14 protein-coding genes are annotated in these 13,084 nt (G+C 30.5%); all 14 read right to left on the reverse strand.

Annotated elements, in window-relative coordinates:
• Positions 1-134: 134 nt before the first annotated feature.
• A complete protein-coding gene (locus tag WN975_RS00005) occupies positions 135-590 on the reverse strand; it encodes a hypothetical protein (RefSeq protein ID WP_337964625.1) in 456 nt (151 codons plus the stop codon).
• A gap of 165 nt (positions 591-755) precedes the next feature.
• A complete protein-coding gene (locus tag WN975_RS00010; protein WP_337964626.1) occupies positions 756-1,703 on the reverse strand; it encodes a tetratricopeptide repeat protein in 948 nt (315 codons plus the stop codon).
• A 44-nt stretch (positions 1,704-1,747) separates the two neighbouring features.
• Positions 1,748-2,209 carry a hypothetical protein gene (locus tag WN975_RS00015; protein WP_337964627.1) on the reverse strand — a complete coding sequence of 154 codons (462 nt, stop codon included), beginning with the start codon at positions 2,207-2,209 and terminating at the stop codon, positions 1,748-1,750.
• Between the two features lie 119 nt (positions 2,210-2,328).
• The gene (locus WN975_RS00020; protein WP_337964628.1) at positions 2,329-2,793 is read right to left on the reverse strand and encodes a hypothetical protein; all 465 of its coding nucleotides are present in this window, start codon (positions 2,791-2,793) and stop codon (positions 2,329-2,331) included.
• A gap of 523 nt (positions 2,794-3,316) precedes the next feature.
• Entirely contained in the window at positions 3,317-4,033 is a 717-nt protein-coding gene (locus WN975_RS00025) for a hypothetical protein (protein ID WP_337964629.1), read from the reverse strand.
• Positions 4,034-4,253: 220 nt separating this feature from the next.
• The gene (locus tag WN975_RS00030) at positions 4,254-4,742 is read right to left on the reverse strand and encodes a hypothetical protein (protein ID WP_337964630.1); all 489 of its coding nucleotides are present in this window, start codon (positions 4,740-4,742) and stop codon (positions 4,254-4,256) included.
• A 124-nt stretch (positions 4,743-4,866) separates the two neighbouring features.
• Positions 4,867-5,289: a cytochrome c gene (locus WN975_RS00035; protein WP_337964631.1), complete on the reverse strand. Its 423-nt coding sequence runs from the start codon at positions 5,287-5,289 to the stop codon at positions 4,867-4,869.
• 121 nt (positions 5,290-5,410) lie between these two features.
• A complete protein-coding gene (locus WN975_RS00040; protein ID WP_337964632.1) occupies positions 5,411-6,202 on the reverse strand; it encodes a hypothetical protein in 792 nt (263 codons plus the stop codon).
• Between the two features lie 70 nt (positions 6,203-6,272).
• Entirely contained in the window at positions 6,273-6,665 is a 393-nt protein-coding gene (locus WN975_RS00045; protein ID WP_337964633.1) for a helix-turn-helix transcriptional regulator, read from the reverse strand.
• A gap of 76 nt (positions 6,666-6,741) precedes the next feature.
• Positions 6,742-7,866 carry a T9SS type A sorting domain-containing protein gene (locus tag WN975_RS00050; RefSeq protein ID WP_337964634.1) on the reverse strand — a complete coding sequence of 375 codons (1,125 nt, stop codon included), beginning with the start codon at positions 7,864-7,866 and terminating at the stop codon, positions 6,742-6,744.
• Positions 7,867-8,206: 340 nt separating this feature from the next.
• On the reverse strand, positions 8,207-8,974 hold the full coding sequence (locus WN975_RS00055; RefSeq protein ID WP_337964635.1) for a hypothetical protein: 768 nt from the start codon (positions 8,972-8,974) through the stop codon (positions 8,207-8,209).
• A 4-nt stretch (positions 8,975-8,978) separates the two neighbouring features.
• Entirely contained in the window at positions 8,979-9,491 is a 513-nt protein-coding gene (locus WN975_RS00060; protein WP_337964636.1) for an alpha-ketoglutarate-dependent dioxygenase AlkB, read from the reverse strand.
• A gap of 336 nt (positions 9,492-9,827) precedes the next feature.
• The gene (gene lysA / locus WN975_RS00065) at positions 9,828-11,051 is read right to left on the reverse strand and encodes a diaminopimelate decarboxylase (protein WP_099711266.1); all 1,224 of its coding nucleotides are present in this window, start codon (positions 11,049-11,051) and stop codon (positions 9,828-9,830) included.
• 488 nt (positions 11,052-11,539) lie between these two features.
• Positions 11,540-12,994, reverse strand: coding sequence for a glutamate synthase subunit beta (locus tag WN975_RS00070; RefSeq protein WP_337964637.1), 1,455 nt, complete (start codon positions 12,992-12,994; stop codon positions 11,540-11,542).
• Between the last annotated feature and the right edge of the window lie 90 nt (positions 12,995-13,084).

Raw genomic sequence — 13,084 nt, forward strand, 5'->3', positions numbered from 1 at the left:
TTTCGTCTAAGATCTTTGTTAAAACATCATCAGAAATATCTTTAATAACATTCTTAAGATCTGAAATTGTCTGCTCATATATGTCAAGCAATGCTCCAACTGCGCCTTGTCTGTTCATTTTTTTTGTTGTTAAGCTAAGGGGTTATTTTTGTGTTCTTTCCGTATCTTGAAATGAAATCTTGTCCATTGTCATATTCCGCAGGATTGAAATATGTTATCACTCCAATTTTTGAGTTTAAAATTTCTTTGAGTTTTTCGAAGTATAATTTTTCAGTTACCTCGTTACCGTCAATAGTTAGGCTAATAATTAGTTTATCATCTTTTGTAATGTTTGCACCAACCATAATATTATCAGGGTTGTCGTGATATTTATTCCAATAGAAGGTCTGACTTAATTGGGAATTTTCAATGAAATAATTTATCATTTCATCTTCTGTTTTAAAAACATATTCCTTGTCCTCTGGTTTGCAAGTATAATCAGTATTTAACTTTTCATATCCGGGAATAAATGTATTTAGAACCAGTTCAATAGTGCTTTTTGATTTTTTTCCTGCGAATACTTGACAAATTAGATCTTTTTTTATTTCCACTACTTTTTGGTAATATTTAAATTTAACGTTTCTAACTTCGATAGATTGAATTTACTATTTCTTTAATTTTATTTGTTTTTGAAAATTAATTAAAAGTATAAAAAAATGGAATGTTTCTTAGATTAGTCATATTTGTTAGATTGACTTCAAACCAGATAAATATAATTAATTTTTACAATTCTCAGATTGAATTAAATCCAAATCAGAACCATATTTTTCGCGGTATCCTAATTTAAAAGCTGTTTCAATATCTAGACAGGCTTTTTTAGCATCTTTTAAATTTAAATATATCAAAGCTCTGTTTCTATAGGCGTATGAGTTTTCAGGAAAAAGTTTTAGCGATTTATTGACGTCTTCCATAGCTTGTTTTGTAAAGCCCAGTTTTAGGTTCGAATAACTTCGATTGTTGTACGGTAAAGGATCTTCAGGCTCATCTTTTATAATTTTGCTGAATATTTTTTGAGCCTCTTTATGATTTTCTTTTTGTTGATATATAAAACCCAGATTATTCCAAACATTATTTAAATTGGGATTTATTTTAAGGGCTTTTTCGCAATAGAATATGGCTTTGTCAAAATCTTTTTTTGCAAAATTTAATTGTTCTAAAGCGATAATTGTAGAAAGATTTCTATTGTCTAATTCTAATGATTTTTCGAAATTATGAGAAGCGCTAATTTGTAAATGTCTTTTAATATCAATCATTCCTAATGAATAATAAACCGAACTTCTAATGGAATCGTTTTTTGCCAGTGGAATGTATTTCGAAAAAGAATTATAGGAATTTGATAATTCGTCTAATTTCATTTCAAGTATAGCTTTTACTACTAATAACTGGTTTGTTTCTAAATCTTTTTGGTCAATTGCGTTTACTAAATTTAAGGCTTCCTTATGTTGTTCTTTTTCGACTAAAGGCAAGATTTCTTTTATAATCGAATAAGTTTCTTTAGAGATAATAGTGCTATCAATAGTAGCATTAATTTCAAAGTCCATAATGTTTTTGCCTTCTATAGGACCTGAACTTTTTACAAACGCTTGTTTTTGTTTTATTTTCTGAGCATTTAAAAAATGACAGCTAAGAAAAAGTAGTATTAAAATAGAAGCTAGTTGTTTCATCCGTTTGATTCTGTTATAAGTAGAAGATCTTTTTGTAATTAAAGCTAATTTGTGATTGACTGCAAAAGCGCATCTATTTTGGCTTCAGATTTTTCTCTGATTACGCTATCTGGATGAAAACTCCAGATGATTAGAAATTTTCCTTTTGCAAGATATTCTTCGGGATGTTCATCAGTTGGCTGACCGTCTTTTCCCCAAAGTAATCCTTGCAGAAATCGGTCGCCTTTGAATCTGTTTTCGAATTCAAAATACATGATAGAACCGCTATCTTTTTTGCTTTTGAAACTTTGAATTTCTTTACTTTTTACAACTCCAACAATGTTGCTGTAAGTTGCAATATCATTGTAGAATGTACAAGCCTGAGGAGTTATGCAATTGTGACCGTCGCTATTGGTATAGGTTTTTGGAATTTCTTTGGCTTTTAGTTTTAAATCAGCAATCGTCTGGCTGAATAAATTGGTAGAAAGTAACAGGAATAATACCGACAGGGGAATCGTAATTTTCATTGTTTTTGGGTTTAGTTTACCAAGCTAAAATAGTTTTTTTATTTGAGTTTGTTGAGTTTGATTTTTGATTGAAGAATAAAAAATTTATTAGGATGTTGGCGCGAGCGTGTATGCTGCAATTAATTCTTCCACTTCGTATAATTTGTTATTCCGTTTTGGTCCCAATCAATTTTCAAAGTGTCTTTCGTTGCATTTTTAATTATACCTACAGCAGTATAATCATTATAGTAAACTTTGATTGTATCTTGATTTATGACGTATGGCATATCTCCATCTCCATCATAATCTACAATATAATAAGATTTTTTTGTTAACTCAAAATCTGCATGCGGACCGTTTGGGTCGTTTGTCCAAATTCCAAAAAGCAAGTCCGGATCAAATTTTGATGTGATTATTTTACTTTGTTTTGGGCGGTCAGTATTTTGTACACTTTCGATATCAGTGTTTTTTGAAGAAGCTGTTTTTATAATTTCTTTTTCTTTTTTTTGCGAGTTTAGATTGTTAATGCTTGCTTCTTTTACGCTTTCTTTTTTCCCGCAAGAAATTACAATTAATGCACAAATAAGGAATAAGTATTTTTTCATTTTAATTTATTTTATAGTCTTGCTAAGATTGTAATTTTATTTTCATTAACGCAAGGAAATTATTTATTGATGTTCATTTGATTAAGATCTATTATCCAAATATTCTAAAATATAGATACAAATCGAGAAAACAAGAATCACAAATACGATATTACAAATACGGTATCTAATTCTATGTCTTCTTGTTTCACTTTTCCATTCTGCAGTAAAAACATTGCTAAATCTTTTATGTGTTTTGAGATTGAAATAATCAATTGTTAAACAAATAATCATAAAAAAAGAAAAGAAAACAGGAAAGCTAATATGTACAGTAGGAAATAATATTTTCTTAAAAATTGCACAAATTGCTAATACAAAAAATCCTTCAACGCTAGAAAGTGCCCTTGTAGGTTTATGCCCTTTGCTTGAGCCTGTATTAAGATAGAAAAATCTGCGGTATATTTCTTTAATGTCCAATAATATTAGTTTCTAATTTTGTGTTTTATGGTTTTCAGGAAAGATTATAAGCATTATTGAGTGCATTTTAATCATGCTCTAGTAATAAAATAACTTTATTTTGCTCAAGCGAATATCCAATCATTTCACCTCCTTCATCACAGTCAAAACATGGAATGTTTATTAATTTGATTGCAGGATTGGTCAAAACCTCATTTAGAAATTTTTTATCGGTAATATCTTCTTCCCATGCTTTTAATTCTTCGCTATTATCATTTTCTATTACGGAAATAACATCAAAAAAATTAGCAACGTTCTTTTTAAAATAGGCTTCAAATTGTTGTGGAGTTATAGATTTCCAATATTTTTCCATATATTTCTCATAGACTTCTTGTCCTCCCGAAGGTGTTGTTTCAGGGTCATAAATTTCGCGTATAAAATAAAATGCGTCAAAAGATTGTGTATAGATAATTTTATTTTCTGAAGTTATTATTTGCAATTCAGCTTTGGAATTTTTAACCAAACCTGGATTTATAGTGAGTTGAAATATATCTTTAGAATTTTGATTTGAAAAGAAATAAGAATTAGAAATTTTTATTGTATCAGGAATTGAAAGCTTTAAGTTTTCCCTTCTATCATCATAAACTACTTCGTTACTTGTAACTTGTAATGTATCATTATTTGTAACTTTTAAGGTATCATTGTTCTTACTGTTATTATTTAATTTGCTTTCTTTTTTATTCGAATTGCAGGCAAATAAACTCATCAGAATAATTAAAAACAGACATGCTTTATTTAATTTCATAATTTTTAATAGTATCGTTTTCAAATGTTTTATATTAATAATAATAGAATCGCAAAGTATTTCAATAAGTCTGGTTTTGCGCCATAAATTTACTTTTTTGTATTGCTAAAATACATTTTTTTTCTCACGCTGGCGTTAGTGTCACGCACGTGCTCGAAAAGCTTATTTGAAATGCAGAATAAAACTTTTTATCATCGTGTTCTGATATGTTTTTGTAAAACTAATAATCCTGTAATTGACTTTGTGGAAGGTTTTCCTGTTCTTTATAGACAAGTAAAAACAACAACATTGAGTTAATTAAACACAGAAATATTCCGTATCTAATTTGTCCAAAATAAGGTAGCGCAAATATTAAAACAATAAATGATAGAAGGATTGCAACTAAGTTCAAGAAACATAGAAATAATTGGTTATAATGTTTTCTAAGAAAGCAAACTAACAAGGTTATGTTCAGAAACAGGATCATTGTAAAACTAAAGAAAACTGGCTCAAAAGACATCGCTAAATCATAACCACTTAAAGAATAAGCTTTTTTTGCCCGTTCGAAAGCTAATTTTTTTTCTTGCTCTGTTTCGGTTTTATGATATGATTTAATAAAATGCGGACTTTGTTTAATGTTTTTATCAGAACACATCTGGAAAAAAGGGGAGAAGAAAATCAACATACTTAGGCTTGCTAAAAAACGAATTATTGTTTTTCTGTTTTTCATGATAATGTTCATTAAAATACCATATAAATTAGTGTGTAGAAATCACAAAATTGCTAATACAAAAAATGCTCCAAAACTAAAAAGTGCTGAAGAGGATTTTATTATTTTCAATTAAATCGTTGGATTATTTTTCAAGCGGAACTCCTTTTTTTGACATTTCATATCTTTTCTCAACAAAGTAATAAAGAGCATCCAGATCTGAATTGGTGAGATTAGGAAATGCGGTCATTAATCCCCAGCCTTTAGCGATATTTTCTTTGGCAATTTTATCGCCTTGTTCAAACATTTTATACGAATTTCGGGTATAACTGTACAACCAATCTTTTTTGCGCAATTTGGTAATTCCGCCCAGAGCAGGAGCGGTTGCTATTTTATCCATTCCAATGTAGTGACAGGAAGCACAATCTCTTTTAAAAATATTTTGCCCTTTTGTATAAAGTGGATCAGTTTTAATGGTTTTCTTAATCGTTTTGTAATCAGTAGGTTTTAATGATAAAGTAAAATAACCAACAAACAGAATTAGAAATAAAGAAATTGGTTTAATCATTTTGGATTTGTTTTTTAGCAATTAAAGTTAATTAGATAATTTTAAAATGATTTCTAAAAAACAAAAAGCGGACGCTCACGCCAACGTGGTGATTTTTTTTTAAAAGTATTTATTAAACAAATCAATTTGCGACATAATAAAAATAATTTTTGCTAATCTTTTCAGATTGTAGAATCTGAAATAGAAAATTATCTGTTTCCATTTCTTCTTTTGAATTGAAATAGAAGCCATATGAATTATCTGTAAGTCCATCGACAAGATAGAAAATTCCTTTTTTTGTTTTTACGGCAGAATAAATATTTAATTCTTTAAGTAAATTAAGAATCTTGATTTGTTCTTTTGAAAAACTATCGTTTACGTTATTTTCAATTTTATTTGAGATAGGAAAAGGGGAATCTTTGGGAATTATATATTTCCAATACAGTTCCTTTTCTTTATATAAATTATCGATTCTTTGAATTCTTTCGTAAGATGTAAAAATATCACTTTTATTTCCCGAAATAAGTTGTGTAAGTTTCTCGAATTTTTTCAAATTTTCATTTAAGTAATTCTCTAAAAAATCTTTCTTATCGCGGCCATTTTCTAAAAATTGATTAGGCATATTCATTGCCGTTTTCTGAGATATTTGATATTGATTACAGAATGCCCCAAAGATGAAGTTTGGTATTTCGCTTGCATTGTGAAAAGTATCTAAAGCCCAAACGTTTTCTCTTTTTAATGGTCTGATATCCCATTTTGAAAATGGTTTGCTGTTAATCAAAAATGTTTCTAATGAAATAGAATCTTTTTCGACAGTTTTCATTAAAAATTCAAATATATCAACATCGTATTTTTTATCTTTTTCAGGAAATTCTTGTCCAATACATGTTCCTGTAAAATATAAAAGAAGAATTATAATAGTTTTTTTAAACATTATTATCGAATTAAAAAAAGCACAAAATCATAAGATATTTGTGCTTTATAGAATTTATATTTTGGAGTAATTATTTTCCTTTTAGTAAGTTTTCTAAATACTCATTTTTGTCTTTTTCAACCTGAACCAAACGTTCGTAAAGTTCAATGACTTTATCAAGTGGATTGAATGTACAATTATAATTACCAGCATTAATTACGCTGTCTTTTGTATCGTAATATGTATTGAAATAATTAAAAACAGATTCTTCCGAAAAATTTTCAATTGCTTCAACCGTAACTCCAAGAACTTTTGCAATTTCTATCAATTTTTTGGTTTCAACTTCTTCGCTTCCTTCAATGCTGGAAACAGTTTGTTGACTTAAACCAATTGCTTCGGCAAGTGCTTCTTGTTTCATACCTCGAAGTTCTCTGATTCGGCTTATGTTTCTGCCAATATGTTTTGGTTTTGCTGCTGTGCTCATAATTCAAAGGTATTTAAAAATCTTTAGAAAAATTGATGTTGGTAAAAAACATCTTTTTTGGATTGAATGCGTTTTTTTATTTTTTAATAAACTTTTTCACCTGAGTTTTTTCGCCATTCTCCAACTTTATAAAATATACGTTTTTGTTTAAATTCGTCACGTTTACCGAAAAGTCATTTCCAACAAAATTCTCTTTAAGAATAACGCTTCCAAGAGCATCAATTATCGAAACTTTGGTATCGTTTGATTCTTCATGATGAACATTTATAAAATCAGTTGTTGGGTTAGGAAAGATTTTGAGTTGAGATTTAGTTAAATCAGCGATTCCTAAATTTTTGTCATATTTATACGTTGCACGGGATAAGTTTTCCCATGAATTGGATGATTTTTTCCATATTTCTGCAATCTCTTGATGTATTGTTCCGTTTTGATTATTATCATATTTACTTTGGTACTGATTAATCCATATTGAAAGATCATCATCCCAATCCTGACGTAAACGATTCACTAAAAAACCATTTGCGTCGTATGAATTTGTAAATATTATTTTCTCAATCCACTTATTATTTTCCCATACATTCATTGTTTCTACTGAAACCTGTTTTGAACTATTATAAGTAAAAGTTGATTGCGAAAAATTTTCCCATTTAGAACTGGAGTCATTCCATCTTTGTCGGGTTATTAGAGTAAATAATCCATCAGAATTATTTGAATAATCGACCTTTATGTTATTTTTCCAATTATTGTCATTCCATTGCTGTATTAAATCAGATGTGAGATATACATTTGAATCATAAGATGAAGTATTTTTTGATGAATTTTGCCAAGCGTTGTTAGTCCATTCTTCATAAAATAATACATCTATTTTATTTTCATTGATATAAGTGAAAGAAGCCCTTAGAGAGAAGGTCAATGAATTTGAAGTTTTATCAAATGATTTGTAAATAATTTTATCTAGTAGATTGTTAGTATTATATTCATAATTTGATGAGTTAGAATCTTTCCAGCTATTAGAACTCTCATCCCACCGTTGACTTAAATCATCTGTGATCTTGTCACTTTTATCATAATTTTTTATAACATAAGAAGAGTTTATCCAATTATTATTGCCCCAACTTTCGTAAGTAATACTTTTAAGATTTTGACTGTAAACAGATGAAGTTAAAATAATAGTAAATAGTAAGTAAAGTGTTTTTTTCATTTTTTGGAATATAATTGAATAGCTTTTTAGTGGATTTTATAAGGTAAAAATAGTATTAAAAAATTGAAAAAAGAGATTAAATTTATCAAATGTTTTACAATTTATTTTTGATATTTAATTGTTGGTTTCTGGTGGCGTATCGTTGTCGCTATAAGAAATAGAATTTAAAATAGAGTGAAAAAAATCCGTTTTTAATCTGTGTTTTCGCAAAGCAAATCCGCGTCATTCGGGTTCTATATTCACGATAATCTTTGTCGATCAAGACAAGAGCAGATAAAAAAACTAGAGAAAGCTTGACGTTAATGTTAGCTGACAAACTTTATAATACTCTTAGATTTCGTTATTTTAATGATCGTAAATAATTCAATTTTCGCCCATTTAATAATTCTATTTCAATTTCTAAATTATCAAATGCTTCTGATGGAATATTAAAATTGTCGGGTAACCAAAAAGAGTAATATTTATGAGAAATTCTACTTCCGGAATACAAACCTCTATTGTCATACTTTCCTTTGTAAACTTCGCCCGCAAGTGAATTATACAAATTGATAAAATCGTCTATATTTTTTATAACATGATTTTTATTCTTATTTACTTCGCGTTTGATAATGTTTCCTCCAAGATGTTCTCTTTTTAAGTTTTGGATCAATTTGCCACTTTTTTGGTCGTAACATTCGCAGCTAAAATCATTCTCATACAATTTTCCCTGAATATAATCTTCAAAGCGATTAAACATTTGGGCTTCTTCTATGTTGGTTAATTTATCTGTGATGTCTATTTTTTTATTATTGCTCGTAAAAAATATTTTGACACTTTTTATTTTTTCTTTGGTTCCATCAACACCTGGTTCAAAAGCACAACAATTACCTCCTTTTCGAGGATTATCATATTTTAGGTCAAGCTTAAATATTACTCCAATTTTCTGATTGCGTTTTACTGTGTCGGTTACATTAAAAAGCAGACAAGGAATATCGGTAACTTTTTCTTGGTAAATCATTGCAATATCAACTTTGTCTAATGAAAAAGTGTCATTTTTTTCATCAGTATTCTTTTGCGAACAAGAGATGAGTATTAAAAATATAAAAAGTAAATATTGGTTGATTTTCATTTTTTTACACAATTTTTCTAAGTGTTATACTAATTCTTCCCGCTTCTGTATTTGATTGTGGAATTGAGTGTTGCCAAATTTTTTGAACTTCTTGCGTCATATAAATTAGACTTCCTGCTGTTAATTCAAAACTTTCAAACAACTCGGGATTTAATATATTTCTAAATTTGAGAGTTCGAACGGCTCCAACTGAAATAATCGCTACTCCGGTTTCTGGTTCTAAAATATCGATTTGATCGGAATGATAACCCATTTTTGATTTTCCGTCTAAGTAATAGTTTATAAGGCAATTGTTGGGTTCAAAACCAATTACGTTAGAAATTTGCTGATTAATTTCTTTTAGTTCGGGCAAGAATTCCTGATATGGATATTCGATTTGAGAGTAGTTATATGCTTTTCCGAAACTTGCTGTTTTTCGGGCAGTCATTCTTTCGTCCCATTTTATATTTACTTTTAAATTTTCAAATAGGTCGTTTGGATTTTCGATAAAATTTTCGACAAATGTAATTCCTTCCACTTTTTTCTTTATTTCAAATATATTTATTTATTCTTACAAAATCCAATTGTTCAAGTTTAATAAACCCAACAGGTTTTAAAAACCTGTCGGGTTTGTTGCGTCAAGGAAATTTTCGTGAAGTTAGCCATTTTAGAAATGACAAGATTATAAGAGAAAAATCCGTTTTTAATCCGCGTTTTCGCAAAGCGAATCCGCGTCATCCGTGTTCTATATTGTCGACTATCTTTGCCGAGTTACGTGTGTGATTTACTTCGTCGAAATGACAAAATTGGGCATAAAAAAAATCCCGCCTCAATTAAGAAACGGGATTCAATAGATATTCTCTTTTTTTTTATTTTAAACTGTTGCAGCAACTTCTTGTGGCAACGGAATTTGATTTTTAAGCAAATCTTCAAATGTTTCGTGTTGACGTATTAAGATTCCTTTTCCGTCTTTCCATAAAACTTCTGCTGGTTTGTATCTTGAATTGTAGTTCGAAGACATTGAGAAACAATATGCTCCGGCGTTTCTGAAAGCAAGAATATCACCTTCAGTAATTTCCGAAATTCTACGGTTATTTGCAAAAGTATCTGTTTCGCAAATGTATCCTACAACGGAGTAAAAACGCTCTTTTCCTTTTGGGTTAGAAATGTTTTCGATATGATGTGAAGATCCGTACAACATTGGACGAATTAAGTGGTTGAAACCACTGTCAACTCCAGCGAAAACTGTTGATGTTGTTTGTTTTACTACGTTTACTTTCACTAAGAAATGACCTGCTTCGCTCACCAAAAATTTTCCTGGTTCGAAAATCAACGTTAAATCTCTGCCGTATTCTGTACAGAAAGCATTGAATCTTTTTGATAATTTTTTACCTAATTCTTCGATGTCAGTTTCGATATCGTCTTTTTTGTAAGGAACTTTGAATCCACTTCCGAAATCTAAAAACTCTAAGTCTTTGAAGTGTTTTGCGGTATCAAACAAGATTTCAGCAGCATACAAGAATACTTCGATATCAAGAATATCAGATCCTGTGTGCATGTGAATTCCCACGATGCTCATTTTTGTGTTCTCTACAATTCTCAAGATATGCGGAATCTGGTGAACAGAAATACCGAATTTACTATCGATATGTCCCACCGAAATATTAGCATTTCCTCCCGCCATTACGTGCGGATTGATACGAATACATACCGGAATTTGTGGATATTTTGTTCCGAATTGCTCCAGAATAGATAAGTTGTCAATATTGATTTGTACACCCATTGCAGCAACTTCCTCGATTTCTTCAAGAGAAACTCCGTTTGGTGTAAAAAAGATTTTTTCAGGTTCATAGCCAGCATGAAGTCCCAATAAAACTTCTTGAATTGATACAGTATCTAATCCAGATCCCATGTTCTTTAATAACTGAAGAATCGCAACGTTTGACAATGCCTTCATGGCGTAATTAACTCTTAAGTTTTCTACCTTAGAGAAAGCTTTAGTTAATCTGTTGTACTGAGATTGGATTTTTTCGGCATCATAAACATATAATGGACTTCCAAATTGTTCTGCTAACTGCAGTAAATCTTTTGCTTGCATTTTTTAAACTATTTTGAGCAAATTTATTACTCTTTTGACTAACTGCAAATTAATTGTAGAAAAATAACAAATTATAACAAATTGTTTGTTTTTAAACAAAAAGTGACTTATTTCGAATTTTTATAAAACTTTTTAAGCTTCTAAGTTGCTAAGATACTAAGTTAGTAAGTTTTTTCGTCTTAGCGACTTAATATCTCAGAAACTTAGAACCTTTTTTTGAAGCATTACTAATGGCATTTTGTTAAACAAAAGTCTTTTTTTAGAGGCTAACGTTTTAAGTTGTTTCTAATATTTCTAAACCTTTGCGCCTTTGTTTCTCTGTGCCTTTGAACCTAAAAAACCCGGACGAAAGTCCAGGTTTTTTATTAGTGTGTTGTTTATCGGAATAAAGATTTGATGTTTTTAATCTTTTATGTTCGTAAGATTCAAAATACTAAGAGAAAAAAACTTAGAACCTTAGTAACTGAGTATCTCAGAATCTCAAAAAATTAAAGACTTGGTAAATCTCCGTTTCCTTTGGTTGGCAAGTTGGTATATCCCATTAAGAATAAATCTACCTCTCTTGCTGCTTCGCGACCTTCTGAAATAGCCCATACAATTAACGATTGTCCTCTTCGCATATCTCCTGCAGTGAAAATATGAGGAACATTCGTTTGATAGTTTTTAGCTTTATAGTTGCTTCTCATATCAATTTCAAGACCCAATTGCTCGCTTAAAGTTTTTTCAGGACCTGTAAATCCTAAAGCCAATAAAGCTAAATCGCAAGGCCAGATTTTCTCAGAACCTTCTTTTTCGATTAATTCAGGACGTTGACCAGGAGTCATTTTCCATTGTACTTCAACAGTTTTTAAACCTACTAATTCTCCTTTTTCGTTAGATAAGAATTCTTTAGTGTTGATTAACCAGTTTCTGTCGCAACCTTCTTCGTGAGAAGAGGAAGTTTTTAACTGCAACGGCCAGAAAGGCCAAGGAGTTGTTTCACTTCTTCCAACTGGAGGTTTTGGTAAAATTTCGAAATTCGTTACCGATTTTGCTCCGTGCCTGTTAGATGTTCCAACGCAGTCAGAACCTGTATCTCCACCACCAATTACGATTACGTCTTTTCCAGTTGCTTTAACCTGATCCGGAATTGATTCTCCGTATAAAACTTTAGTTTGTTGCGTTAAGAAATCCATTGCCTGAACAACGCCTTTGCTTTCGATTCCTTTAGTTGGCAAACTTCTTCTTTCAGTTGCTCCACCGCACAATACGATAGAATCAAAAGCATTTAATTCGTCTACGCTAAAGTTTACTCCAACGTTTACATTCACTTTAAAAGTGATTCCTTCAGCTTCAAGAATTGCTACACGTCTGTCGATAATTCCTTTCTCTAGTTTGAAATTTGGAATTCCGTAACGTAATAAACCTCCAATTGCATTGTCTCTTTCAAAAACAGTTACCGTGTGACCAGCTCTGTTTAATTGTTGAGCCGCTGCCAAACCTGCAGGACCAGAACCAATAACGGCAACGGTTTTTCCTGTTCTAGTTTTTGGAGCTTGTGGTTTAATCCAACCTTCTGCAAAACCTCTTTCGATGATGTTTTTCTCGATGTTTTCGATTGCAACTGGTTCTTTGATGATTCCTAATACACATGATTTCTCACATGGAGCAGGGCATAAGCGACCAGTAAATTCCGGAAAGTTATTAGTAGATTGTAAAATCTCTAATGCACTTTGCCATTCTTCCTGATGCACCATGTCGTTGAAATCAGGAATTAAATTTCCTAATGGACAAGAACTGTGGCAAAAAGGAATACCACAATCCATACATCTTGAACCTTGTTCTTTTATTTTATCTTTTGCTAACGGAATTGTAAATTCGTTGTAGTTCGAAACACGTTCTGCTACTGCTAAATTACTTTCGTCAGCTCTGCTATATTCTTTAAATCCGCCTATTTTACCCATGACATTTTAATTAAATTTAGTTTTGAGATTGAGATGTGAGAAGTGAGTTGAAAAACTTCAACTTAGTACCTCTGCACCTTTGTAACTCAG

This window comes from uncultured Flavobacterium sp. (genome assembly GCF_951805225.1).
GTDB lineage: Bacteria > Bacteroidota > Bacteroidia > Flavobacteriales > Flavobacteriaceae > Flavobacterium.